We start from the raw sequence: 24,494 nt of genomic DNA, 5'->3' as shown, positions 1-24,494 counted from the left end.
CGACGCGGCCGGACAGGTTTTAACGCAGCCGTCACAAAATCGGTGCATCATACGGGGCGTGATCCCCACAATCCTGCGCCACGTCCTGCGGCCCCCCCACCGGCTGCACTCCACCTACGAGCGCCTGCTGGGCACCGAGGTCGAGGTGCAGGTGGTGGCCCGCACGGCCGCGCAGGCCGAGGCTGCCGAACAGGCCGCCCTGGCCGAGATCGACCGCCTGACGCGGATCTTCAACCGCTTCGATCCGGGCAGTGAACTGTGCCGCTGGCAGGCCCGGCCCGGCGACGCTCACGTCCCGCTGAGCCTGGAACTGCTGCATGTGCTGCGTCTCGCAGACCACTGGCGCGCCCTGAGCGGCGGGGCGTTCCATCCGGGTGCGGACGCGCTGGGGCAACTGTGGCAGCAGGCCGCCGCGACCGGGCAGCGGCCCAGCCCGGCGGCGCTGGAACGGCAGGTGAGTGCCCTGCGCGCCGCGCCGTGGACGCTGCACGCGGACGGCAGCGCCACCCTGCACGCGGCAGGCCCACTGGGCCTGAACGCGCTGGCCAAGGGGTACGTCGTGGACCGCGCCGCGCTCGTCGCGTCCCGCTGCGTGGGCGTGCGCAGTGTCCTGATCAACGTCGGGGGGGACCTGCGCGTGACCGGCCCGGCCCGCGTGAACGTGCAGGTCGCCGATCCCTTCACCGCGCGGGATGACGCGCCGCCCACCGCGCGGGTGCAGGTACGCGGCGGGGCGCTCGCCACGAGTGGGCAGGCGCACCGGGGCTTCACACTGAACGGCACGCACTACTCGCACGTCATGGACCCCCGCTCGGGGCAGCCGGTGCAGGACGTGCCGGGCGTGACCGTCACCGCGCCGGAGTGCGTGACGGCCGACGCGCTGGCCACCATCCTCAGTGTGCTGGATGTCCGCGCGGGCCTGCACCTGCTCGCGGGCTTGCCCGAGTGCGATGCGCTGATCGTCACCGCCGACGGGCAGCGGCACGCGTCGCCCGGGTGGCGCGGCGTGAACCTCACGCGTGGGCCGTCGCGGGGCGCGCGGCTCCTGTTAACCGCCCGCTAACGGGGTGGCGGCACCCTGCCCGCAGGAGGATCCATCCCATGACCCACACGCGCCGCCGCTTCCTGCACCGTCTCGGCCTGACCGCTGCCGCCCTGACCGTCTCCCGCCTCACGCCTGCCCAGGCCGCCGCTGCCACCACGAAGAAGTGGCCCACGGGCATGAGCCTGGACGTGACCTTCACGGTCGCCACGAAGGCCAGCGGACGCGTGAAACGCCCCTACGTCGCCGTGTGGATCGAGGACGAGGCCGGGAATACTGTCCGGAACCTGACCGTGTGGGTGCAGCAGTCCCGCATGAACCCCCGCTGGCTGAGCGAACTGCGCCGCTGGTCCCGGGGCAACGCCGACCTCCTGACCACGGTCAGCAGCGCCACCCGTAACCCCGGCACGTACGCGGTCGCGTGGGACGGCAAGACCGACAGGGGCGCCCTGGCCACGCAGGGCACGTACCACGTGTGCGTGGAAGCCGCCCGCGAACACGGCCCGTACTCGCTGGTGCGCGAGAAGATCACGGTGGGTACGGCGGCCTTCAAGAAGACCCTGAGCGCCGACAACGACATCGAGGCGGCCAGTGTCGCTCTCAGCAAAGCCTGAGGTGCAGGGCGCAGGGGAGAGAGCCGCCCGCCCCGCCCCGCGCCGCCGCACGTTGAAGGCCCGCACGAACGTCTGGCTGCGCTGGGCGCACACGTACACCAGCATGATCAGCCTGCTCGTCGTGCTGTTCTTCAGCCTGACCGGCATCACCCTGAATCATCCGGACTGGGTGTTCGGCACCCAGGACGTCAACCGGACCGTGACCGGCACCCTCCCGAGCGGCTGGATCACGAATGGGCAACCCGACTGGCTGACCGTCGCGGAGGAACTGCGCGCCCAGCAGGGCCTCAGGGGCCGCGCCAGCGATCCCCGCGCGGACGACCAGCAGGCCGACATTTCCTTCCTGGCGCCCGGCTACAGCGCCGACACCGTCATCGACGTCAGGACCGGCGCGTACGAGACCACCATCCTGGAACAGGGTGCGGTGGCCGTCCTGAACGACCTGCACAAGGGACGCGACGCCAGTCCCGCCTGGAAGTGGGTCATCGACCTGAGCGGCGTGTTCCTGACCGTGATCTCCCTGACCGGCCTGGGCATCCTGCTGTACCTGAACAAGACCCGCGTGCAGGCCCTGACCGTCATGGGCGTCGGCGCCGTGCTGACCGTACTGCTCGCGTGGCAGGCCAGCCGCTAGCCACGGCCGCTCACCACGGCCGCACCCCCGGCGACCACCCTCCGCCTCCCCGCGCGGGGAGGGCGGCGTTCTGTCGCACCTCCCGCACTTGCCCCGGCGTGGCGGCGGGTATGCTGCCCCGCATGACCGATGACCGCCACCGCCGCCCCGAGGACGTCCGCGCGTTCTACGACGCGCACCGCACCGTCCGCCAGTACGAGACCCACGAGGACGGCACGCCCCTGCCGATGCCCTCAGAGCACCTGGACGTCATCCTGCACGCCGCGCAGCGCGCCCCGACCGACGCGACCGCGCAACTGTACTCCCTGATCCGCCTCACCCGACCCGAACTGCGCGCCCGCGTGGCGGACCTCACCACGAACGCGCACATCGCCACCGCCAGCGAGGCCTTTGTCGTGTGTGCCGACGTGCGCCGCGTTCAGCGGGTGCTGGAGGTGGCCGGGCAGCAGGGTGGCACGTGGCCCGCCATCGCCGTGCACTTCGGCATCGGGGACGCCGTCATGGCCGGGACCAACCTCCTGACCGCCGCCGAGATGCTCGGGTACCAGGGCTGCTGGATCGGCGGCGTGCTGAATGGCCTGGAGGGCATCATCGACGAACTGAAGCTCCCGCAGGGTGTCCTGCCCTTCGCCGCGCTCACCATCGGCCGCCCCGCCGAGCACGCCCCGTACCGCCCCCGCGTGCCGCGCCCGCTGGTCATTCACACCGACACGTACCACGACGGCACCGACGAGGAGATCCGCCACGCCACCGAGGTCATGAACCCCATCGCCGCCCGGGGTGGCCAGCCCGGCGACTGGGCGCGCCTCCTGACCATGTACTTCGGGCAGGGAGGCGGCATGGAAAAACGCGAACCCGGCCTCGTCGCCGCCCTGAAACGCCAGGGCCTCTGGGCCGGCGGGGAGTAAGCAGTAAGCAGCAGAAGGGGAGGGGCGGCTCACCTCCCTAGAATGAGCGGGTGAGCGACCCCAAGCCCGCCCCCACCTACGACCTGACCACCCTGGCCGCCCGCGCGGGCGAGGAAGCGCGCCCCAACCGCGCGCCCGCGCTGGTCGAGCCGATCTACCAGAGCACCGTGTACGCCTTCGCGGACCTGGACGACCTCGACCGGGCCATGAGCGGCGCGGAACCCGCCGCGTTCTACTACCGCAACGGCACCCCGAACGCCGCGACGCTGGAACGCGCCCTGGCGACCCTGGAGGGCACCGAGGCGGCGCTGGTCGCCGGGAGCGGCATGGCGGCGATCAGCGCGGCGCTGCTGGGCGTCCTGAAGGCCGGGGATCACGTGATCACGGACGCCCGCGTGTACGGCGTGACGTACGCGCTGCTGGCCGAGGAATTCCCCCGCCTGGGCATCGAGGTGTCCTTCGTGGACGCCTGCGACCTGACCGAGGTCGAGGCCGCCTTCCGTGAGAACACCCGCGTCGTGCACGTCGAGAGCCTCACGAATCCGCTGCTGACCGTGCCGGACGTGCCCGCCCTGGCCCGCCTGGCCCACGAGCGCGGCGCGCTGCTGAGCGTGGACAACACCTTCGCCAGTCCCGCCATGTTCCGCCCCGCCGAGCACGGCGCCGATCTGGTCACGCACTCGGTCAGCAAGTACCTCAGCGGGCACTCCACGGCGTTCGGGGGCGTGCTGTGCGCCTCGGCGGAACTCGTGGCGCTGGCCCGCACGCGCCTGCTGCGCCTGGGCGGCACCATCAGCGCCTTCGACGCGTGGATGACCATGCAGGGCCTCAAGACGCTCGGCCTGCGCATGCGCGCCCACAGCGGCAACGCGCAGGCCATCGCGGACGTCCTCGTGAACCACCCGCGCGTGAAGGCCGTGTACCACCCGGGCCTCAGCGACCACCCGCAGTTCCACCTCGCCATGGACCTCTTCCCGCAGGGCTTCGGCGGGATGCTCAGCGCCGACATCGAGGACGCCCCGCGCTTCGTGAAGGCCCTCGCCGGGCGGATCCCGCTCGCCCCGTCCCTGGCGGACGTCGTCACCACGCTGTCGTGGCCGTGGGGCACCTCGCACCGCCCCCTGCCCGAAGCGGAACGCCGCCGCCTGGGCATCACCCCGAACCTGCTGCGCCTGAGCATCGGCATCGAGGACATCGGCGACCTGCTGGGCGACTTCGAACGCGCACTGGACGAGTAAGTCAGGGGCTCGGGGCCGGGTGTCCGGGGTGCCGTGACCATTTCAACGTCACCGTGCTTACCATCCGGCCCTCTCATGAGGGCGCACAGTGGCCCGCATGACGACCTCACGCGAAGTGCAACTCGCCGCCCGTCCCGTCGGCGCCCCCAGGGACAGCGACTTCAACCTCGTGGACCTGACGCTGGCCGCGCCCGCCGCCGGGCAGATCCAGGTCCGCAACCTCTACCTGACGGTCGATCCGTACATGCGGGGCCGCATGAACGACACCAAGAGCTACGCCGCGCCCTTCGCCATCGGCGAGACCATGACCGGCGGCGCGGTGGGCGTCGTCACGCACAGCGAGGACGCCAGCGTACCGGTCGGCGCGCACGTCCTCCACGACCAGGGCTGGCGCACCCACGCCAACATCGACGCCAGGCGCGTGAAGGTGCTGCCGGAACTGCCCGGCGTGCCCTTCAGCGCGTACCTGGGCGTGCTGGGCATGCCCGGCCTGACCGCATACGCGGGCCTGCTGCGCGTGGCGGAATTCAGGGCTGGCGACGTGGTGTTCGTGTCGGGCGCCGCCGGAGCCGTGGGCAGCGCCGTCGGGCAGATCGCCCGCCTGAAGGGCGCCTCGCGCGTGATTGGCAGCGCGGGCAGCGCCGATAAGGTCCGTCACCTCGTGGATGACCTGCGCTTCGACGCGGCCTTCAACTACAAAGGCGGTCCGGTCGCCGAGGGGTTGAAAGCCGCCGCGCCCGACGGGATCGACGTCTACTTCGACAACGTCGGCGGCGAGCACCTGGAGGCCGCCATCGGCAGCATGCGTGTGCAGGGCCGCGCCGCCCTCTGCGGCATGATCAGCATGTACAACGCCACCGAACCCACCCCCGCGCCCCGCAACCTCGTGCAGATCATCGGCAAGCAGCTCACGCTGCGCGGTTTCCTCGTCACGCCCCACTACGACCTGTTCGACACCTTCGCGCAGGAAGTCGGCGGCTGGATCGCCAGCGGCGAACTGAAATTCGACGAGACCGTCGTCGAGGGCATCGATGGGACGCCCGCCGCGTTCATGGGCCTGCTGCGGGGCCAGAACACCGGCAAGATGATCGTCAAACTGTAAGGGCACAAAGAGAGGGCCGGACACACAGCGTGTCCGGCCCTCTCCCGTGTACGCGTTTACGCCAGGGCGGCGATGACGGCGTTCGTGAACTCCTCGGTCCCGGCGGTGCCGCCGAGGTCGCGGGTGCGGGGGCCCTCGACGAGAACCTTGTTCACGGCGTTGTCGAGGCGGCGGGCCGTCTCGTGGTCGCCGATGTGGTCGAGCATCAGGACGGCCGCGAGGATGGTCGCGGTGGGGTTGCTGATGCCCTGACCGGCGATGTCGGGTGCCGAGCCGTGCACCGACTCGAAGATGCCGAACTTGTCGCCGACGTTCCCGCTCGCGGCGATGCCCAGGCCGCCGACCAGACCGGCGGCGAGGTCGGAGAGGATGTCACCGAACATGTTCGTCATGACCATCACGTCGAACTGCTGGGGGTTGCGCACGAGCTGCATGGCGGCGTTGTCCACGATCATGGTGCTGGTGCTGAGGCCGTCCACCGTCTTGGCGTGGTCGAGAATGGTGTTCAGGAACAGGCCCTGCGTGACGGGCAGCACGTTGGCCTTGTGCACGACCGTCAGACGCTTGCCACGCTTCATGGCGAGGTCCGCGGCGAACTTGCCGATGCGGTCGCTGGCGTCTTTCGTGATGACCGTGTCGGCAATGGCGGTGTCGCCGTAGCGGCGCTCCTGCTCGACGTACAGGCCCTGGGTGTTCTCGCGGACGATCACGAGGTCGACGTTCTCGTACGCGCCGGGCACGGGGCGGGTCTTGGTGGGGCGCACGTTGGCGTACAGGCCGTACTTCTGGCGCAGGTGACGGATCGCGCCGAAGAACCCGGCGGGTTTCTCGCCGCTGGGGCTGGTGGCCGCGCCGAACAGGGTCGCGTGGGTGTTCTCGACGGCGTCGTACGTCGCCTGGGGGACGCTGGTGCCGTGGTCGAGGTAGTACTCGTACCCGGCCTCGGCGTGGACGTACTCAGCGTCGAAGCCGGCGGCGTCGAGGACGCGGCGGGTCGCGGGGATCACTTCGTGGCCGATCCCGTCGCCTTCAATCAAGCAGATGCGATATTTCGCCATAACCTGTTCAGTGTAAGGCCAGTCACGTCGGCGCGGGGCCGCGCGGGGTTCCCGCAGGCGTCACCCGCAGCGTGACGGACTGCACGCCCGACCACCGAACTGGAAGCGATTCCGTGCTGGACGGGCTGCACGGAATCACCCCCGAACGCAGGGATGGCTGGGCTCAGCGGACCCGGAAGGTACTGCTGCCCGTCACAGGATGCCCGTCCTCTGAGAGGATCTTCCAGGCGATCACGTAGTGACCGGGTTTCAGCCGCGGCTTCAGGGTCAGGGCCAGCCGGGCCGCCGCGCCGCTCAACCTGACAGGCTGATTCGCCAGCATCACCGAGTCGGGCTTCTCGGCCAGGGCGCGCCGCGCGGCCTCGGCCACCGTCACGCCCGCCGGGACCGCCATCACGCGGAACGTCGAGAAACGCAGTTCGACAGGTTCGCTGAACGCCAGGGTCACGGTCTTCGGAGCGGTCACGGCCGCGTTCAGGGCCGGGGTCACGCCCGACACGGCGGTGTGGGCCGCAGCCACGGACAGGGTCAGGGCAGTCAGCAGGGGCAGGATCTTCTTCACGGGACAACCTCCAGGGTGGGGCAGGGGCAGAGGGGGGAAGTGGACCTCCCCCCAGAGAACGGTTACTTGACGGTGGTCCTGCTGGCCGGTCCTTCGGCGGGGTTCGTGTCGTCCCACGCGACGACGCTGCCGTCGCTGTACGTCTGGTAGACCTTCCAGACGACCTCACCCGCCGCGGCCGGGTTCTTCGCCTGGAAGAAGAAGCGGGCGTACTCCATGGGCGCCACGCGGCCCTTCCAGACGACCTCGGTCACGAGGCCAGCCGCGTCCTTCTTCACGGTGCGCGTGAACCCGGGCGTGACCTGGAAGCGGCTGATCACGACCCCGGCGGGCACCACGAGGCGGATCTGGGTGGTGGCGATCTCCTTCTCGGTGGGGACGTTCAGGCGGTACGTCTCGCTTTTCCCGGCGGCGGATTCGGTCAGGCCGGTCTCGGTGCGGACGGTGGCGTGCGCCCCCGCGACAGACAGGAACAGGGCGGCGGCCAGGGGCAGGACAGCTTTCAGGTTGAACATGTGTGAACTCCAGGGTTGATCAGGGGACGCCGCAGGCCACGCGGGCGCGGTCGTCGCAAGGTGAAAGGCGCAGGGGGCACGGGGCACAGGCCACAGGGCTCGGGCCGCGAGGAGCGCCGGGCCGGGACCCCAGCGCCCGGTCGGGCAGGGGACTCCAGTGGCGGCTGAGGTCAGGCCAGCGGTGGCGCGCGGGCGTCCGCATGCCGCAGCGCAAACGTGACCGGCCCGGCAGTGCGGGTGGTCACGTGGGAGGCCCGCTGGGCCCGTGGGCCGACGCGGGGCCCGTAGGCGGCGGCCAGCGCGAAGCCGGCCGTCAGGCAGAACGGGCAGTGGGTGTCGCCGTGCGCGTGGTGCGGCGGGGCGTTCGGTGCGGCGTCCGTCAGGGCGTGCCTGTCGGCGTGCGAGGCACCCGGCTCCGCCGTCCGGGGAGCAGGTGGGTCGCAGGGGACGCCCGCCACATGCACGTGGACCCTGGCCTCCGCCGCAGCCTCGTGCACGTGTCCGGCTCTGGTGGTCACCTGGGTCAGCGTGCCCAGGGGCAGGCCCAGCCCGCCTGCCCCTGGGCTGCGGGTCAGGTGCGCCAGCGACGCCAGCACCGCGAGCAGCGCCAGCACCCAGCGGTCCACCCGGATCGGGGCAGGGCGCTGGGTGTGGGGGTGGGCTCGCATCGCGCCGAGCATAGCCCGGCCCCCAGGTGAGAATGTCCTGCGGGTCAGCGCGGGAAGCTGGACGTGGGGCGCGCCGGGGGCCGTTTCTGGTGGAGGATCGCCGCGGCGATCAGGCCGCCCACGAAGCCGAACAGGTGCGCCTCCCACGACACCGCCGGGTTCGCCGGGAGCACGCCCCAGAGGATACCGCCGTACAGCAGGAAGGCCGCCACGGCCACGCCGATGGCCAGAGGGGTGCGTTCCCACCAGCCCACCCCCAGCAGGTACGCGAGCAGCCCGAACACCAGTTCACTGGCGCCCAGATGCACGCTGCCGCCCCGGCCGAGCAGCCACACCAGTCCGCCGCCGATCAGGACGATCAGCAGCAGCGCCGCCAGGAACCGCGCCACGCCGCGCAGGGCGCTCATGAACGTCAGGACGGCCAGCGGCACGGTGTTCGCGATCAGGTGCCCGAAGTCCACGTGCAGGAACGGCGCGGTCAGGACGTGCCAGAACGTACCCGGCGAGCGCGGCTCGATGCCGAACTGGTCCAGCTGCCCCTGGAACACCAGCTGATCGGCGCTCTCCTGCACCCACAGGCCCGCGATCAGGGCGGCGGTGATCCCGGCGGCGCGGCCCAGACTGGTGGCGCGCGGGGCGGAGGGAGGCCGGGTTGGTGGGGCGCGCATACCCCCAGCATGCCTCACGCGGTCCTGGTTGGTCGTCCACCCTTGGGTGCAGCTCATGTCGGCAGGCGTAGGCTGCACGCATGCAAATGCGAACGCTGGGACACAGCGGCCTGACCGTGTCGGTCGTCGGGCTGGGCTGCAACAACTTCGGGGGACGGCTGGATCAGGCGGGCACGACGGCCGTGGTGCGCCGCGCGCTGGACGCCGGGATCACGCTGTTCGATACCGCCGACATCTACGGCAACCGCGGCGGCAGCGAGGAGCTGCTGGGCCGCGCGCTGGGCGCCGAGCGGGCGAACATCGTCCTGGCCAGCAAGTTCGGCATGGACATGGGTGACGGGAAGGGGGGCGCGCGGCCCGCGTACATCCGCGAGGCGCTGCACGCCAGCCTGCGCCGCCTCGGGACCGATCATCTGGACCTGTACCAGCTGCACACCCCGGACCCGCAGACGCCCATCGAGGACACGCTGGGCACCCTGAACGACCTGGTGCAGGAGGGCCTCGTGCGCGCCATAGGCGTAAGCAACATGCCCGCCGCCGACGTGCGCGCCGCCGACGCCCTGGCCCGGCAGCACGGCTGGGCGCACTTCACGTCCTGCCAGGACGAGCACAGCCTGCTCGTGCGGGACGTCGAAACTGACCTGATTCCCGCCATGCGCGACCTGAACCTGGGCCTGCTGCCGTACTTCCCGCTGGCCAGCGGCCTCCTGACCGGCAAGTACCGCGCCGGGGCCGACCTGCCCGCCGGGGCGCGCATCACCGGCAGCCAGGGCGCCCAGGACCGCTACCTGACCGAACGGAACTGGGCGGTCGTGGAGGACCTGCGCGCCTTCGCGGAAGGGCGGGGGCACACGCTGCTGGACCTCGCGTTCAGCTGGCTGCTGTCGTTCGACGTGACGAGCAGCGTGATCGCCGGGGCCACGAAACCCGAGCAGATCGACGCGAACGTGGGCGCGGCCAGCTGGATCCTCACGCCCGAGGAGCTGGCCGAGGTGGACCGCATCACGACCCGCTGAGGCGCACTGCGCCTGTCCTTGCGCCCCGCGCGTACCATGCGGGGCGTGAAGTTGCCGATCGAGGAGGTCACGGGGGAGGTGCGCGCGGCGCTCGCGGCGCATCCCCTGGTGGTCGTGCAGGCCCCGCCGGGCGCGGGCAAGAGTACGGGGTTGCCGCTGGCGCTGCTGGACGAGCCGTGGCTGGCCGGGCAGGGCGTCGTGATGCTCCAGCCCCGGCGGGTCGCGGCCCGCGCGGTGGCGTCCAGGCTGGCCGAGGGCCTGGGCGAGGAGGTCGGCGGCACGGTCGGGTACCGCGTGCGTTTCGATTCGCGCGTGTCGGCCGCGACGCGGCTGGAGGTCGTCACCGAGGGCATCCTGACCCGCCGCCTGCAACGCGACCCGGAACTGTCCGGCGTGGGGCTGGTGATCCTGGACGAGTTCCATGAGCGCAGCCTGAACGCCGATCTGGCGCTGGCGCTGCTGCGCGAGGTGCAGGGCGCGCTGCGGGACGACCTGCGGGTGCTGGTCATGAGTGCCACGCTGGACCCGGCGCTGCCCGGACGGCTGGGCGCGCCCCTGGTCGAGAGCGCGGGCCGGGCCTACCCGGTGGAGGTCCGGTACCTGCCCACCGACCCGGTGGGGCGCGTGGAGGAGCTGGTGGCGCGGCAGGTGCGCGCCGCGCTGGACGCCGAACCGGGGGACGTGCTGGCGTTCCTGCCCGGCGTGCGCGAGATCCGCGCGGCGGCCGCGCTGCTGCCTGACGTGGACGCCGTGGTGCTGCCCCTGTACGGCGACCTGCCGGTGCGCGAGCAGGCGCGCGCGCTGCGTCCCGACCCGGATGGGCGGCGCAAGGTGGTCCTGGCGACCAGCATCGCCGAGACGTCCCTGACCATCGACGGCGTGCGCGTCGTGGTGGACGGCGGCCTGAGCCGCACGCAAGCGTTCGACCCGGCGACCGGCCTGACCCGCATGGTCACGGGCCGCGTCACGCGCGACGCCGCCACGCAGCGCGCGGGCCGCGCGGGCCGCACCGCGCCCGGCGTCGCGTACCGCCTCTGGAGTGAACGGACGCAGCCGCTGCTGCCCGCCGCGCGTCCGCCGGAGGTGCTGGACTCGGACCTCGCGCCACTGACGCTGGAACTCGCGCAGTGGGGCGTGACCGACCCCGCGACCCTCCACTGGCTGGACGTGCCCCCGGAACGCCGCGTGCAGACCGCGCGGGGCGTGCTGCGGGACCTGGGCGCGCTGGATGACGTGGGCCGCGTGACGCCGGAGGGCGCGCGCCTGCTGGACTTCCCCACGCACCCGCGCGTGGCGCACCTCCTGACCGCGCCGGGTGACCCCGCGCTGGCGGCGGACGTGGCGGCGCTGCTGGAGGAACGCGACCCCCTGCCCAACGGGTCCGGCGCGGACCTGACCGACCGGGTGCGTGCCCTGCGCTCCTGGCGCCGCAAGGACGGGGGCGGAGGAGATGTTGCCGTGCTGGAGCGGACCGAGCGGCTGTCCCGCCAGTGGCGCACCCTCCTGAAGGTCCGCGCCGACGACCGGGACCCCGACCCGTTCGCGGTGGGCGCGCTGGTCGCCCGCGCGTACCCGGAACGCGCCGCGCTGGCCCGCGAGGAGACCAGCGGCCAGCGCCGGGGCCGCTTCCTGCTCGCGGGCGGGCAGGGCGCCGCGCTGCCCGAGGGGGACGCCCTGGCCGGAGCGCGCGCCCTGGCCGTCGCGCACCTCGACGCCGCGCAGGCGGAGGGCCGGATCTTCCTGGCCGCCCCCCTTGATGCGGCTGCGCTGGACGCCGGGGCCGCGTGGGTGGACGCCGTGCGCTGGGACACCCGCACCGGCACCCTCGTCGCGCAGCGGGAACGGCGTTTCGGCGCGCTTGTCCTTGAAACGCGGCCCCTGCGGGACCTGCCGGCCGCCGCCCGCGTGGACGCTCTGGCCGCTGCGATCCGGGACGAGGGCCTGCACCTCCTGACCTTCAGCCCCGACGCGCAGGCACTGCGCGACCGCGTGGAATCCGTGCGGTTCTGGAGGCCTGAGGAAGACTGGCCGGACCTGAGCGACGCCGCGCTGCTCGGCACCCTGGAGGACTGGCTGGGCCCGCACCTGGACAGCGTGCGCAGCCGCGACGACCTGGGGCGCATGAACCTCCTCCCGGCCCTGCAGGCGCAGCTGCCCTGGCCCCTCCCAGCCCGGCTGGACGAACTGGCGCCCACCCACCTGACCGTCCCCACCGGCAGCCGCATCCGCCTCACGTACCGCCCCGGCGAGGCCCCCATCCTGGCCGTGAAGTTGCAGGAACTGTTCGGCCTGGCCGACACGCCCGCCGTGAACGAGGGCCGCACGCCCGTGCTGCTGCACCTGCTCTCGCCCGCCGGGCGGCCCGTGCAGGTCACGCAGGACCTGAGGTCGTTCTGGAACTCCTCGTACTTCGAGGTCCGCAAGGACCTGCGCGGCCGCTACCCCAAACACCCCTGGCCGGACGATCCCTGGACGCACGCCCCCATGAAAGGCACCAAGAAACGCGGCGTGTGACGGGGGTGTCCTCCCCCCGACGCGCCCGCACCTGAGGCAACGTCCGGCGCGGCGCGCTGCCATGCTGCCCCTCATGCGCCGCGCCGTTCTCACCTGTGCCCTGAGCCTGCTCACCCTGACCGGAGCGTCCCAGGCCGCCGACTACTCGAAGGCGGTCTGGAGCATCGCCTCGGGGCAGTCGGGGCAGACCCCCCTGATGGACACGAACGTGATGGGCGAGATGGTTATGCGCGCCTGGGTTGCGCCACGGGGCGTGCCCGTGCAGGGGCTGATGTTCATCTACATGCCGAAGCTCAGCACCAACCACTGGGCGGTCATGCTGGTCGAACCGCAGGGGCAGCCCGGTGAGTTCTTCGGAGCGCGCAGCCTGAAGTTCGTGCGGGCCGCGAAGAGGGACGGTCAGACGGCCAACCTGTACACGCTCGGGGACGGCATGTTCAGAGGCCTGTACCTGATGGACGGCAAGGTGAAGGACAAGCGCGGCAAGATCATGCACGTCCTGATGCTGCTCACGCCGCAGATGGCGCAGCAGGAACCCGATCCCGCCGATTTCCTGAACTGACGCTCAGGCGGGCCGGCGCGCGGTGAACAGCGTGCGGGTGAAGGCGTAGTACACGCGCCCGCCGGGATAGGCGGCGTGGAGGCGTTCGCGGTAGGCAGCCAGGAAGCGCTGCTGCCCGTCGTCGGTCAGGCGGCTGAGGTACGGGACGAGGGCAGTGCCTCTCGTCCAGTCGATCAGACCGTCCGCGCCGCTCAGCAGGACGGGGTAGACCTTGCTGAGGGCGGTGATATCCACGCCGCCCAGTTCGTCGAGCAGTTCCGCGTAGTGGGCAGGGGGAAGGACCGGGGACGCGCCGTGCGCGGTGCCGAAGCGGGCGTACCCGCCCAGTTCGTCCTGAAAGTCCAGCGCGGTGTCGGTCAGGAGGCGGTGACTGGGGTGGTCGTGATTGGCGGGCACCTGCGCGGCCAGTACGCCGCCGGGGCGCAGGTGGGTCCACAGGTGCGCGAGCAGCGCGGGGTGGTCCGGCACCCACTGCAGCGAGGCGTTCGCGTGGATCAGGTCGTACGTGTCGTCCAGGCTGCCCAGGTCGCCCTGCTGAAATCGGAGGTTGGGGGCCTGCTGCGCCTGGGCCCGCTCCAGCATCTCGGCGCTCTGGTCGAGGCCGGTGACCTGCGCCTGTGGGAAGCGCCGCGCGAGCGTGAGGGTGTGTTCGCCCGTGCCGCAGCCCAGGTCGATGACGCTGTCGTAGGCCTGATCGGGGATCAGGGCGTGCAGGTCGCGGACGGGGGCGCTGCGGGCCTCGCGGAAGAGGTGGTACTGGTCGGGGTTCCACGTCATGGGCTCAGCGTAGGCGGGGCGCTGTGCGGAATGTGCGTACCGCAGTGGTGACAGTGCGCGGGGCGTGGATGGAAAGCCCGCCCGGCAGCAGGTGCGCGGGCGGTCGGGCGATGTTCAGGTCGGGGGTTACAGCAGGCGGGCGAGGGTGCCGCCCAGCAGCATCAGCAGCAGCACGCTGAGGATCGCGGTCAGCAGACGACCGGGTTGCGCGTGGGCGTTCTCGTCCCGGTCGCGGCGGATCACGCGGCCCGTCCAGGGTGCTGGGGCGTGGGCTGCGGCGGGGCGGGGTGCAGGCTGCCCAGCGCGGCCTTCAGGTGCTTGTACACCTCGCGTTGAAGGTCCAGATCCTCGGGCAGTTCGTAGCGCAGCTGCTCCATGGCCTGCATCAGGTGCGCGCCGCCGGGCGTGCGCTCGTGGTCCGGGCGGGCCCAGTCGGGCAGTTCAGGCGTCTGCGTGGGCGCGCGCTTGGCGTCGTCCCAGTCGGCCCAGGTCTTGGGCAGGTCGTAAAGGTACCGGCCGATGCCGAAGTGCACGGCGCAGCGTTTCAGGGCGTCGCTGCTGGCTGCTTTGAGGGTGCCCAGGTCGCCCTCGGGGGCCTCGCCGATGTCCTCGCGGGTGACGCCCAGGACGGTCAGGCGGCCCTTCACGGTGGGCTGGCGGGTGCCGGGGACAACCTCGATCTCGAAACTCCAGGCGTCGGGGCAGATGGCGTCCAGGCGGTCCTGCACCGCGCGGGCGTCGATGTGCGCCAGCATCAGCGCGCGGCTGCGGTCCCGGTTGAAGGCCGCTGGTTTCCACGCCACCATGTGAGCGGGAAACGGGGCCTGAAGTCGTTTCTGAACATCGCTCAGTTTCATGCGTTTAGTTTATAACAGAATGGAATTACGGTCAAGACAGAATAACCGGCTGGTTGGACAGAGGAGCAAGTCGGCGTGACAGCCCATCCAGCACGGATCTCAGCTCTGAGCCATGAGCGGACAGCACAGGGCTCACCGCGTCTCATCTCCCCCGACCGATCCGTCCCACCACGCCCCTTCCATCGACAAGGCCACACACGCACCCCTCCGCGTCCCCTAGCATGCTGGGCATGAGCCGCACGGCCACCGTCACCCGAACCACCAGCGAAACGGACATCACCGTCACGCTCGACCTCGACACGACCAGCTACGAGCACCCCCAGACCGGGCACGGCTTCCTGGACCACATGCTTGACGCCCTGGCCCGCCACGCCCGCATCGGCCTGACGGTGCGCGCTGCGGGCGACCTGCACATCGAACCGCACCACCTGATCGAGGACACCGGCATCACCCTCGGGCAGGCCCTCAGGCAGGCCCTCGGGGACCGCAAGGGCATCGAACGGTACGGCAGCGCCTTCGTCCCCATGGACGAAACGCTCGCACACGTCGTCCTCGACCTGTCGGGCCGCGCGCACCTCGCCTTCGAACCCGAGACGCTGAACGTCTGGGGCGACGCGGGCGGCATGACCCACTACCACCTGCGCGAATTCCTGCGCGGCCTGTGCAACCACGCGGGCATCACCCTGCACGTCCGCCTCCTCGCGGGCCGCGAGGCGCACCACGTCATCGAGGCCATCGTGAAAGCCGTCGCGCGCGCCCTGCGGGACGCCGTGCAGGTCACCTCCCAGACCATGCCCAGCACCAAGGGCAGCCTGTGAGCGCACCTATCACCGAGGGCCGCCCCGAGGTCCTGCTGCTCGACTACGGCGCCGGGAACGTCCGCAGCGCCGCCAAGGCCCTCGAACGCGCAGGCATGACCGTGCGCGTCAGCAGCGACCCCGCCGACGTGCCCGGCGCCCGCGCGCTGGTCGTGCCCGGACAGGGGCATTTCCGGCAGGTCATGGACGCCTTCGACACCAGCGGCTTCCGCCAGCCCGTCCTCGACGCTGCGCGGGGCGGCACGCCCATCCTGGGCATCTGCGTCGGCATGCAGATGCTCCTCGAGGGCAGCGAGGAAGCGCCCGGCGTGCAGGGCCTCGGCCTCATCCCCGGCACCGTCCTGCGCTTCCAGGGTGACGCGCAGCGCAAGGTGCCGCAGATGGGCTGGAACAGCCTCGACAAGGTCGGCGACAGCCCCCTGCTGAATGACCTCGCGTGCCCGGCGTATGCGTACTTCGTGCACTCCTACTACGTGCCCCTGACCGTGGACGTGGACGCCGGGGCGATCACCGAGTACGGCGTGCCCTTCTGGGCCGCGTTCAGCCACGGCAACCTCCACGCCACGCAGTTCCACCCGGAAAAAAGTGGCGCTGTCGGCCTCGCCATCCTCGAACGCTTCCGCCGCAACGTCTTGGCGAACTGACGGCAGCATTCAGAGGTCTTGACGGGGTTCCCGAGACCTCTGAATCGAGCGGAGCGAGCAGCTGAGAAGGACAGCGGTTGAACGTGGAGCCCTGGGGCGTGCTCCTGCCCCCAGGGTGGAACTGGAAACCGCTGTGAGCGGGAGCTGCAAACCCACTGAGGGGAACGGCTCAACCCATCCACCGGCTCCCCTCGGGCCCTGAGCGTCAGCCGGGCCGGGCCGCGCTCATCAATTCGCTGGCCAGTTCAGCCGCGAGCAGGGGCCCGAGCAGGAAGCCCTTGCTGCTCAGACCAGTCAGCCACCACGTGCCGCCCCCCTGCGGTCCGGCGTTCAGGCCGGAGAGGCGCGTACCGGTCCAGTGCCCGGTGACGCGCGCGCCGCGCAGGTCGGTCAGGGCGGCGCCCTTGCCGAGCAGCCACCCCAGCGACGCCAGGGGCAACCCATCCGGCGTCCAGGTGGGGGAGGGGGTCTCGAAGGTCGCGCCGAGCACCCCGCCGCGCGCGTCCGGGGCAAGGTACGCGCCGAAGCTGAGGGGCACGCGCGTGACGGCCCGGTCGAGGGTCAGGAGGGTGCCGCGCCGGTGCGTGGCGGCCTCGCCGCGCCACGTGACGCCGACCGAACCCCCGCAGAACACCACGGCGTCCCCGCTCAGGGTGTCCCCGCCTGCCAGGGTGACGGTGCGGGCCGTCCAGTCCTGCGCGCGTCCGGTGACGACCTGCGCGCCAGACGCCTGCACGAGGGCGCGGGTGAAGGCGGGGCCGTCCACCCACCCGCCGTCTGGGAGGTGCAGGACGTGCCCCCAGCCGGGCGCCAGGGGTTCCGGCGCGTCTGCCGAGCTCAGCCACGCGTGATTCAGCGCGGCGGGGAGGTTCCGTTCGAAGCGGGCGCGGGCGCGGTCGTCCGGGATGGGCCGCAGCACGCCCAACTGCGCGTGCGGGACCGCGTGCCCCGCTGCCTTGAGGTCGCGCAGGAGCGTCCACGTGAAGCGCATGCCGTCCAGCGCGCGGGCGTCCACGCCGCCCGACTGGCCGCGCACCGGGTTGATCAGGGCGCTGGGCACGTCGCTCGCGCGGTGCGCGCCCGCATCCACGACCGTGACCTGCGCGCCCGCCCGGCCCAGGAAATAGGCGACCGACGCCCCGGCGATGCCCGCCCCGATCACGATGACGTTCAAGGCGTGCCTTCCTCCACTGCCCACTGCCCACTGCCCATTTCCCGGATCGCGCGCAGGCACTCGCGTTTGCCGGGCGCGCCGGGGCGGCGGTCCACGCGCAGCCCGGCGGCCTCCAGCGAGCGGCGCACGTGCCCGGCGGCGCTGTACGTGCCCAGCACGCCCCCCGGCGCGAGGGTGTGGGCCAGCCGCGCGGTGAATTCCGGCGTCCACACGTCTGGATTGCGGCTCGGCGAGAAGCCGTCCAGGTACAGCGCGGTCGCCCAGCCGCCGGGCAGGTCGGCGGTCAGGACGTCAGCGAACGTGACGCGCAGGGTCGCGCCGCCCGCCGTGACCTCGATCTCACCGCTGCCGCCGCCCGATTCGGGCCACGCGTCCAGCAGCGCCCGCCACGCGGGGTGAGCCTCGGCCTCCCCGCCCCGTGCCACGTCCCGCAGCAGGGCGCGGGGGGCCGGGTCGAACTCGAACGCGTGGTACACCAGCGGCACGCCGCGCGCCGCGCAGCGGGCCAGGGTCGCGCGGGCGTTCACGCCCACTCCGAAGCCCACCTCCAGCACGCGCGGGGCGGGGTGCTCGTGCGTGCCGGTGCCCTCCACGAACACATGCCGCGCCTGCGACGCCGCGCCGTGCCGCGACCCGTACGCCTCGCCGAACCGGGCGTTCAGGGCGGTGCGCGACCCGTCCGGCGTGACCAGCACGTCACCCTGCGCCTCAGCGGAACCCTCACTCATGGGGCGCAGGATACCCGGCGGCGCGGCAGGGGAGGCCGGGGGTGGCCCGCTGACCGGGTGTACACTGGCCGCACCACAATCCCTGTTGCCCGCGTGCGTTCGCCGGTCGCTGCTGCCCGTCCCGGGGGTCTCCGGGAAAGGAATGGTGATCTTTCGTGCCTCACCGCATCGTGAGTCTGGCCGCGCACAGCGGCACCGGAAAGACGACGCTGGCCGAGGCCCTGCTGCACCGCAGCGGGGTCATTTCGCGCATGGGCCGCGTGGAGGACGGCACGACCCGCAGCGACCACACGGACGCGGAGAAGGCGCACGGCTTCTCGATCCAGACCGGGGTGCTGCGCCTGACCCACGAGGGCACGGACGTGACGGTGCTGGACACGCCGGGCTTCGCGGATTTCGTGCGGGAGATCCGCGGCGGCATCCGCGCGGCAGACAGCGTGCTCGTGCTCGTCAGCGCGGTGGGCGGCGTGGAGGTCGGCACCGAGCGGGCCTGGGCGACCGCCGACCGTTTCGGCATGCCGCGCGTGGTGGTCGTCAACCGCATGGACCGGGACCGGGCGGATTTCTTCACGGTGCTCGCCGACGTGCGGGCCAGCCTGAAGGGGCCGGTCGCGGCGACGTTCCTGCCGGTGGGGGAGGGGCCAGACTTCCGGGGCGTGGTGAACGTCCTGACCGGCGAGGTGAGCCCCCCGCAGGAGCTGCCCCCCACCCTGACCGGCGCGCTGCGCGAGGCGCGGGACGCACTGCTCGACGCCATCGTGGAGACGGACGACGACCTGATGGGCCGCTACCTGGAGGGCGAACCCATCGGGGACGACGAGCTGGAGGCGGCGTACCTGCGGGCCGTTCACGCGGGCACCCTCTACCCGGTGCTGCCCGTCAGTGCCGTGACCGGCGTGGGCCTGGACGCGCTGCTGCACCTGATGGTGCGGGGCCTGCGCAGCGCCCGTGAACGCGGCCCGCTGACCGGCGTGGACGGCCAGACCCGCGAGCCCACCCCGGACGCCCCCCTGAGCGCGCGGGTGTGGCGGGTGTCCATCGACCCGTTCGTGGGGAAGGTCGCGTACGTCCGCGTGTGGAGCGGCACTCTGCGCCCCGGCGACACGCTGCGCAACACCTCGCAGGACCTGGACGTGCGCCCCATGCACCTGTACGTCCCGAACGGCAAGGACCTCACCGAGGTGCCCGAACTGCCCGCCGGAAGCATCGGCGTGCTGACGAAACTCCCGGACCTGCACGCCGGGGACACCCTCGCCGACCCCGCCCGGCCCATCACGTACGACCCGCTGTGGCTGCCCGACCCCGTCCACACCGTCGCCATTCACCCCGCCACCCGCCAGGACGAGGACAAACTCGGCGCGGCCCTCGCCAAGCTGCGCGAGGAGGACCCCACCCTCCACTACGCCCGCGAACCGCAGACGGGCGAGCAGTTGCTGTCCGGCATGGGCGACATGCACCTGGGCATCGCCGTGGAGAAACTGGCCGCGCAGGGCGTCACCGTGACCACCACCCCACCCCGCATCCCGTACCGCGAGACCATCCACGCCCCCGCCGAAGCGCAGGGCAAACACAAGAAACAGAGCGGCGGGCACGGCCAGTACGGCGACTGCCGCATCCGCATCGAGCCCGGCCCAGGCTTCGCGTTCCGGTCCGCCGTCGTGGGCGGCGCCATTCCCAGCAAGTACATCCCCAGCATCGAGAAGGGCGTGCAGGACGCCATGCAGCGCGGCGCACTCGCCGGGTACCCCATGCAGGACGTGCACGTCACCGTCCTCGACGGCAGCTACCACGACGTGGACAGCAGCGACATCGCCTTCCGCACCGCCGGAAGCCTCGCCCTGAAAAACGCCGTCACGGGCGCCCGCCCGGGCCTGCTGGAACCCATCATGCAACTGCGCGTCCGCGCGCCCGCCTCGTTCACCGGGGACCTCATCAGCGACCTCCAGACCCGCCGCGCCCGCGTGCAGGGCATGGACCCCGAAGGGACCGTCATCGTCGTCACCGCCCTCGTCCCCCAGGCGGAACTCCAGACCTACAGCGCCGACCTGCGCTCCCTGACCGGCGACCGCGGCGCGTTCAGCCTCAAACCCCACGGGTACCAGCCCGTCCCGGAACCCCTCGCGAAGAAGATCATCGAGGCGCGGCAGGGCGAACTCGCCGGGGCGTAGCGGAGCCGTTCAGGGTCCCATGCCCGGGAAGGTCTCCCGGACGACGCGGCCGTTGTGGAAGGTGGTGACCTGATCTCCGTAGGGCACTCCGCCGATGACCGTCCAGGTGGGGGCGCGCCGCAGGGTCTCCACGTCGGTCAGGGGTTCGTCGGGCGGGCCGCGCAGCCACAGGAGTTGCGTGGCGCTCAGCCCGACGCTGGAGGCGCGGGGCTGGCTGCTGAGGCGCTGCACGTCACCTGGTGGAGGCGTGAAGCTCAGCGTGCGGTTCAGGTGCGTCTCGTCCACGAAGGCGACACGGAACGTCGTGCAGGACTTCACCTCCAGTCCCTGCCACCAGCGGGGGAGAGGCCCGTTCCCGCTGCTGCCTGAGATGGGTTCCACCGGGTCCTGCGGTTCGAGGGTGAGGATGATGGCCTGCGGCGTTCTTTGCTCGCGGACGTGTCCTTTCACGCCGATTTCAACCTCGCGCGGGCCGGTCTGCTCGACCTGCGTGACCCGGACCGGGGTGCTCAGCGGCACGGTGTACTCGGTGGTGCCGTTCCCCCGGACGCAGCGCAGCGGGCCGCCGCCGTACACCCAGGCGTCCCGACCGGCCAGCCGCGCCAGTTCCGGCGGGAGGGTGCCAGCCGGGGCGTGACAGGCGACCAGCAGCGGCAGGAGGAGCAGCCAGGGGCGCATCGTCCAGGCATACCACCTCCTGTCCTGGTGCGCGTCCCACTTTGGGTGCGGCGGGGCGTAGCATCCGGGGCATGACTGACCCCGCCCGCCTGATTGCCGATCTGCGTTCCGATACCGTCACGACGCCCACGCCTGCCATGCGCGAGGCGATGGCGCAGGCGCCGGTGGGCGACGACGTGTATGGCGAGGACCCGACCGTGAACGAGTTGCAGGCGGAGGTGGCGCGCCTGACCGGGCACGAGGCGGGGCTGTTCATGCCGTCGGGCACCATGACGAATCAGGTGGCGATCGCGCTGCACACCCGGCGGGGCGAGGAGGTCATCTGCGCGGAGGGCTCGCACATCTACGAGTGGGAACTGGGCATGATGGCGACGTTCAGTGGCGTGGTGCCGCGCTTCGTGCCTGCGCCGCTGGGCGTGCCCGCCCCGGAGGACGTGCGCGCCGCGATCCGCCGCAGCATCCACCAGTCGCCCAGCGGGCTGATCAGCCTGGAGAACACGCACAACAAGGCGGGCGGCACCGTGATCCCGCTGGATGTCCTGGCGGGAATTCGCGCGGTGGCGACCGAGGAGGGGCTGCCGCTGCATCTGGACGGCGCGCGGGTGGTGAACGCGGCGGTGGCGTTGGATGTGCCGCTGCGGGACGTGACGGGCCTGTTCGACACGGTCAGCGTGTGCCTGTCCAAGGGCCTGGGCGCCCCGGTGGGCAGTGTGCTCGTCGGCAGCGCGGCCCAGATGCGGCAGGCGCACCGCTACCGCAAGATGATGGGCGGCGGCATGCGGCAGGCGGGCGTGCTGGCGGCGGCGGCGCTGGTGGCCCTGCGCGAGGGCCCCGCGCGGCTGGCGGAGGATCACCGCCGCACCCGTGAACTGGCCCACGCCCTCGTGAACGCGGGCTTCGACGTGAACCTGAGCGCCGTGCAGACGAACATCATCTACGCCGCCGTGCCGGACGCCGCCGCGCACGCCGCCCGCTGGACCGAGCAGGGCGTCCTGTGCAACGCGCTGGGCCCGGACAGCGTCCGGTTCGTGCTGCACCATCAGGTGGATGACGAGGCGCTGGCCGGTGCGATCCGCGTGCTGACGGCGTAGGGGAGACGGGGCGCGGTGAGGGCTTGACACTTGACATGGGGGCGCAGTTCGCGGACACGCTCTTCCCACTTCCCACCTCTCAACTTTCCGTTGACGCCCTGTGCGGGGTGGGCGCGGTAGGCTCGGGGGCATGACCGTTCCAGAGCCTGTCGCGCCCAGTGTGCCGCCCGTTCCACCTGCTGTGCCCGCCGGGGTGCGGGCGGTCAGCGGGAACCGGGCGGCGCTGACGCTGCTGCTGGTGCAGAACGTGGTATCGGCGCTGCTGATGGGCGTGGGGGCGCCGCTGGGGCTGGCGCTGCTGGGGGCGTTCGCGGTGGTGGTGCTCGTGGCGTTCACGGCGTTCCGGGACACGATGAATGCGCTGCTGCGGGATTCGCGCTGGCGGACGCCGCCCGCATGGGGCGTGGCGCTGGCGGCGTTCGCGCTGGCGTTCCTGGCGTCGCGGGCGTTCGTGCTGGCGTTCGTGACGCTGGTGCCGTCGTCCGCGAACGCGGTGCCGCAGTTCCTGAGTCAGGGGGCGGACGTGTGGGTGCTGCTGCTCGCGGCGGGCCTCCTGATCCCCTTCGCGGAGGAGGTCGCATTCCGGGGCCTGCTGATGCGCGGGCACGAGCGGGCGGCGGGGTTCACGGTGGCGGCGGTCACGAGCACGCTGGTGTTCTCGCTGGCGCACGGGGTGCCCGCCAGCATCGTGGGGATCATTCCGCTCGCGTACGTGCTGGCGAGGGTGGTGCAGCACACGGGCAGCCTGTGGAACGGCGTGATCGTGCACGCGCTGAACAACACCCTCGCGGTGGGACTGGGCACGCTGCTCGCCGGGCGCCTCCCGTCCGACCCGGAGCGGGCGACCGAACTGCTGAAGAACGAGGCGCTGCGCCTGCCGCTGGCCGGGGGTGCGGCGCTGTTCGGGACGGTGGTGCTCGTCGTGCTGCACCTGTGGCTGACCCCGAAGGCGGACCCGCAGGAGCGCAGCGCGCCCGGCCCCTGGCTGAGCGGCGCGTTCGTGATCATGCTGCTGTTCGGCCTGAGTGCGGGGGCGCTGACCCTGCCAGGCGTGGCGCAGTGGCTCACGGACCTGCGCGGCGCGCTGCGATGACCGACCCGGCCCGTGCTGGCCTGTGGGCGCGGCTGCGGGCGTTCGCGCGGCACCTGAAGGCGGAACTGCTCGCCCTGAGCCTCGCGGCGCGCGACCCGCGCACGCCCTGGTACGCGCGGGCGTGGGCGCTGCTGGTCCTCGCGTACGCGCTGAGCCCCATCGACCTGATCCCGGACTTCATCCCGGTGCTGGGGCAGCTGGACGACCTGCTGCTCGTCCCGGCGGGGTTGTGGGTGGCGCTGCGATTGATTCCGCCAGAGGTGCTCGCGGACGCGCGGCGCGAGGCGGCGGCACACCCGCAGAAACTGGCCCGCAGCGCGGTGGGCGCGGCGCTGATCGTGCTGGTGTACGTCGCGCTGGTCGTGCTGGCGTGGGCGTGGTGGCGCGCCCGCAACGGCTGATAAGGGCTCCGGTTGAAAGGTTTGCAAAAACTTTCAACCCGAGCGGATGCGAGAAGGAGCAAAGCGGGTTCCGGGCGTGGAGTTGGCAACCCGGTGTGGTTCCGGGTTGTGAACGAAACAGACGGAATCCGTATGACAGGCGGAGGTTGACGGGCGGACCGGCAGGGCATCCGACTCCGGCACCCGCCCCGGTCAGCGGGTAGCATGCTGCGGATGGCCCGTTCCCGCCCGACTGCCCCTCCCGCCCCTGTTCCCGAGGCGCCGCTGCCCGCCTCGATCCTGGCCGGGCCGCGCCTGTTCGCCCGTGCGCTCGCGCCGACCGAGCCGCTCGCGTGGCGGTACCTGGGTGTGGTGGCGGTCGCGGCGGTGCTGTCCGGCGGGGCGTACGCGGCGCTGGTGCGCCCGGCGGTGAACCTCGCGGCCGAGGTGGCGGGCGGCGCGTCCCCGCTCGCATCGCACGCGCTGAACGTGATCGGCGGGGCATTCCTGTCCATGTTCACGTTCGGGTTGATGTGGGGCCTGGGTCTGCTGGGTGCGGGCCGCGCGGGTCGCCCGGCGGAGGTGTTCGGCGCGACCTTCGCGCTGCTGCCGCCGCTGTACGTGCTCGTGATCGTCCTGAGCTTCCTGATTCCGGAGGGCGCTTGGCGCCCGGCCGCCGACGCGCTGGCAGCGGTGGGGAAGGACCCGAACGCGGCGCAGCGGCTGGGGCTGGCGGGCCTGAAGACGACCTCGGCGGCGTTCCTGCTGCTGGTGGTCACGCTGGTGGCGCCGCTGGTGCAGTCCGGGCTGGCGTTCGTCGCGTTCCGCGAACTGACGGGCCACTCGGGCCGCGCGGCGCTGGGCGCGCTGTTGCCGCTGCTGCCCGCGCTGGCGGTGGGCTTCATCGCGCTCACCCCCGTGCTCCTGGCCCGCTGAAAGAAAACCGCCCCGCGGGTGGGCGGGGCGGGGAAGAGGGGGGATGCTC

26 protein-coding genes are annotated in these 24,494 nt (G+C 72.0%); 16 read left to right on the top strand and 10 right to left on the bottom strand.

Annotated elements, in window-relative coordinates:
• The first annotated feature begins 58 nt into the window (after positions 1–58).
• The 6 genes from SY84_RS04100 (at position 59) to SY84_RS04075 (ending at position 5,538) form a co-directional block, all read left to right on the top strand.
• Complete coding sequence (locus SY84_RS04100; RefSeq protein ID WP_046842941.1) at positions 59–1,063, top strand: FAD:protein FMN transferase; 1,005 nt, start codon at positions 59–61, stop codon at positions 1,061–1,063.
• 38 nt (positions 1,064–1,101) lie between these two features.
• Positions 1,102–1,656, top strand: a complete 555-nt coding sequence (locus SY84_RS04095) for a DUF2271 domain-containing protein (protein WP_052751035.1) — start codon at positions 1,102–1,104, stop codon at positions 1,654–1,656.
• Positions 1,634–2,290 carry a PepSY-associated TM helix domain-containing protein gene (locus SY84_RS04090; protein ID WP_245621404.1) on the top strand — a complete coding sequence of 219 codons (657 nt, stop codon included), beginning with the start codon at positions 1,634–1,636 and terminating at the stop codon, positions 2,288–2,290. The genes SY84_RS04095 and SY84_RS04090 overlap by 23 nt, the downstream gene beginning before the upstream one ends.
• 122 nt (positions 2,291–2,412) lie before the next feature.
• Positions 2,413–3,198 carry a nitroreductase family protein gene (locus SY84_RS04085; RefSeq protein WP_046842939.1) on the top strand — a complete coding sequence of 262 codons (786 nt, stop codon included), beginning with the start codon at positions 2,413–2,415 and terminating at the stop codon, positions 3,196–3,198.
• A 50-nt stretch (positions 3,199–3,248) separates the two neighbouring features.
• Complete coding sequence (locus tag SY84_RS04080) at positions 3,249–4,436, top strand: trans-sulfuration enzyme family protein (protein WP_052751034.1); 1,188 nt, start codon at positions 3,249–3,251, stop codon at positions 4,434–4,436.
• Positions 4,437–4,533: 97 nt separating this feature from the next.
• Positions 4,534–5,538 carry an NADP-dependent oxidoreductase gene (locus SY84_RS04075; protein ID WP_046842938.1) on the top strand — a complete coding sequence of 335 codons (1,005 nt, stop codon included), beginning with the start codon at positions 4,534–4,536 and terminating at the stop codon, positions 5,536–5,538.
• A gap of 56 nt (positions 5,539–5,594) precedes the next feature.
• Here SY84_RS04075 and SY84_RS04070 read toward each other — a convergent pair whose 3' ends face one another.
• The 5 genes from SY84_RS04070 to SY84_RS04050 all read right to left on the bottom strand — a co-directional run bounded on the left by SY84_RS04070 (position 5,595) and on the right by SY84_RS04050 (position 9,009).
• On the bottom strand, positions 5,595–6,596 hold the full coding sequence (locus SY84_RS04070; protein WP_046842937.1) for an isocitrate/isopropylmalate dehydrogenase family protein: 1,002 nt from the start codon (positions 6,594–6,596) through the stop codon (positions 5,595–5,597).
• Between the two features lie 163 nt (positions 6,597–6,759).
• Entirely contained in the window at positions 6,760–7,158 is a 399-nt protein-coding gene (locus SY84_RS04065) for a copper resistance CopC family protein (protein ID WP_046842936.1), read from the bottom strand.
• Between the two features lie 62 nt (positions 7,159–7,220).
• A complete protein-coding gene (locus SY84_RS04060) occupies positions 7,221–7,673 on the bottom strand; it encodes a DUF1775 domain-containing protein (protein ID WP_046842935.1) in 453 nt (150 codons plus the stop codon).
• 170 nt (positions 7,674–7,843) lie between these two features.
• Positions 7,844–8,341 (bottom strand): hypothetical protein, encoded by a 498-nt coding sequence (locus tag SY84_RS04055; RefSeq protein ID WP_046842934.1) that lies wholly within the window; start codon positions 8,339–8,341, stop codon positions 7,844–7,846.
• A gap of 44 nt (positions 8,342–8,385) precedes the next feature.
• On the bottom strand, positions 8,386–9,009 hold the full coding sequence (locus SY84_RS04050) for a rhomboid family intramembrane serine protease (RefSeq protein ID WP_046842933.1): 624 nt from the start codon (positions 9,007–9,009) through the stop codon (positions 8,386–8,388).
• An 80-nt stretch (positions 9,010–9,089) separates the two neighbouring features.
• Between SY84_RS04050 and SY84_RS04045 the strand changes: the two genes are divergently transcribed.
• The 3 genes from SY84_RS04045 (at position 9,090) to SY84_RS04035 (ending at position 13,101) form a co-directional block, all read left to right on the top strand.
• On the top strand, positions 9,090–10,025 hold the full coding sequence (locus tag SY84_RS04045; protein ID WP_046842932.1) for an aldo/keto reductase: 936 nt from the start codon (positions 9,090–9,092) through the stop codon (positions 10,023–10,025).
• A 45-nt stretch (positions 10,026–10,070) separates the two neighbouring features.
• Positions 10,071–12,539 (top strand): ATP-dependent helicase HrpB, encoded by a 2,469-nt coding sequence (gene hrpB, locus SY84_RS04040; protein ID WP_157882884.1) that lies wholly within the window; start codon positions 10,071–10,073, stop codon positions 12,537–12,539.
• A gap of 73 nt (positions 12,540–12,612) precedes the next feature.
• Positions 12,613–13,101, top strand: a complete 489-nt coding sequence (locus SY84_RS04035) for a hypothetical protein (protein WP_046842930.1) — start codon at positions 12,613–12,615, stop codon at positions 13,099–13,101.
• A gap of 3 nt (positions 13,102–13,104) precedes the next feature.
• Here the strand turns inward: SY84_RS04035 and SY84_RS04030 are convergent, their stop codons facing one another.
• Both SY84_RS04030 and ddrA read right to left on the bottom strand, forming a co-directional pair.
• Positions 13,105–13,878 carry a methyltransferase domain-containing protein gene (locus SY84_RS04030; protein WP_046842929.1) on the bottom strand — a complete coding sequence of 258 codons (774 nt, stop codon included), beginning with the start codon at positions 13,876–13,878 and terminating at the stop codon, positions 13,105–13,107.
• Positions 13,879–14,117: 239 nt separating this feature from the next.
• The gene (gene ddrA, locus SY84_RS04025) at positions 14,118–14,735 is read right to left on the bottom strand and encodes a single-stranded DNA-binding protein DdrA (RefSeq protein ID WP_046842928.1); all 618 of its coding nucleotides are present in this window, start codon (positions 14,733–14,735) and stop codon (positions 14,118–14,120) included.
• Between the two features lie 230 nt (positions 14,736–14,965).
• On the opposite strand from ddrA, the gene hisB reads away from it, so the two are divergent.
• The gene (gene hisB / locus SY84_RS04020) at positions 14,966–15,553 is read left to right on the top strand and encodes an imidazoleglycerol-phosphate dehydratase HisB (RefSeq protein WP_046842927.1); all 588 of its coding nucleotides are present in this window, start codon (positions 14,966–14,968) and stop codon (positions 15,551–15,553) included.
• A complete protein-coding gene (gene hisH / locus SY84_RS04015) occupies positions 15,550–16,197 on the top strand; it encodes an imidazole glycerol phosphate synthase subunit HisH (protein ID WP_046842926.1) in 648 nt (215 codons plus the stop codon). Before hisB ends, hisH begins: the two co-directional genes overlap by 4 nt.
• 205 nt (positions 16,198–16,402) lie before the next feature.
• On the opposite strand, the gene SY84_RS04010 is transcribed toward hisH, so the two are convergent.
• Positions 16,403–17,371 (bottom strand): NAD(P)/FAD-dependent oxidoreductase, encoded by a 969-nt coding sequence (locus SY84_RS04010; protein ID WP_245621403.1) that lies wholly within the window; start codon positions 17,369–17,371, stop codon positions 16,403–16,405.
• A complete protein-coding gene (mnmD, locus tag SY84_RS04005) occupies positions 17,368–18,099 on the bottom strand; it encodes a tRNA (5-methylaminomethyl-2-thiouridine)(34)-methyltransferase MnmD (RefSeq protein WP_046842925.1) in 732 nt (243 codons plus the stop codon). The genes SY84_RS04010 and mnmD overlap by 4 nt, the downstream gene beginning before the upstream one ends.
• Positions 18,100–18,254: 155 nt before the next feature.
• On the opposite strand from mnmD, the gene SY84_RS04000 reads away from it, so the two are divergent.
• Positions 18,255–20,267, top strand: coding sequence for an elongation factor G (locus tag SY84_RS04000; protein WP_046842924.1), 2,013 nt, complete (start codon positions 18,255–18,257; stop codon positions 20,265–20,267).
• A gap of 9 nt (positions 20,268–20,276) precedes the next feature.
• Here SY84_RS04000 and SY84_RS03995 read toward each other — a convergent pair whose 3' ends face one another.
• Positions 20,277–20,945, bottom strand: a complete 669-nt coding sequence (locus SY84_RS03995) for a hypothetical protein (RefSeq protein WP_046842923.1) — start codon at positions 20,943–20,945, stop codon at positions 20,277–20,279.
• Positions 20,946–21,016: 71 nt separating this feature from the next.
• Here SY84_RS03995 and SY84_RS03990 point away from each other — a divergent pair, with 71 nt between their 5' ends.
• The 4 genes from SY84_RS03990 (at position 21,017) to SY84_RS03975 (ending at position 24,445) form a co-directional block, all read left to right on the top strand.
• Positions 21,017–22,036 carry a threonine aldolase family protein gene (locus SY84_RS03990; RefSeq protein ID WP_046842922.1) on the top strand — a complete coding sequence of 340 codons (1,020 nt, stop codon included), beginning with the start codon at positions 21,017–21,019 and terminating at the stop codon, positions 22,034–22,036.
• A gap of 130 nt (positions 22,037–22,166) precedes the next feature.
• Positions 22,167–23,129, top strand: coding sequence for a CPBP family intramembrane glutamic endopeptidase (locus SY84_RS03985; protein ID WP_046842921.1), 963 nt, complete (start codon positions 22,167–22,169; stop codon positions 23,127–23,129).
• Complete coding sequence (locus SY84_RS03980; RefSeq protein ID WP_046842920.1) at positions 23,126–23,530, top strand: YkvA family protein; 405 nt, start codon at positions 23,126–23,128, stop codon at positions 23,528–23,530. The genes SY84_RS03985 and SY84_RS03980 overlap by 4 nt, the downstream gene beginning before the upstream one ends.
• Positions 23,531–23,743: 213 nt before the next feature.
• Positions 23,744–24,445: a hypothetical protein gene (locus SY84_RS03975; protein ID WP_046842919.1), complete on the top strand. Its 702-nt coding sequence runs from the start codon at positions 23,744–23,746 to the stop codon at positions 24,443–24,445.
• Positions 24,446–24,494 lie beyond the last annotated feature (49 nt).

The organism is Deinococcus soli (ex Cha et al. 2016), from assembly GCF_001007995.1.
GTDB lineage: Bacteria > Deinococcota > Deinococci > Deinococcales > Deinococcaceae > Deinococcus > Deinococcus soli.
Note: the sequence above shows the minus strand (reverse complement) of the source record. Positions and strands in the feature narration are given on the sequence as shown.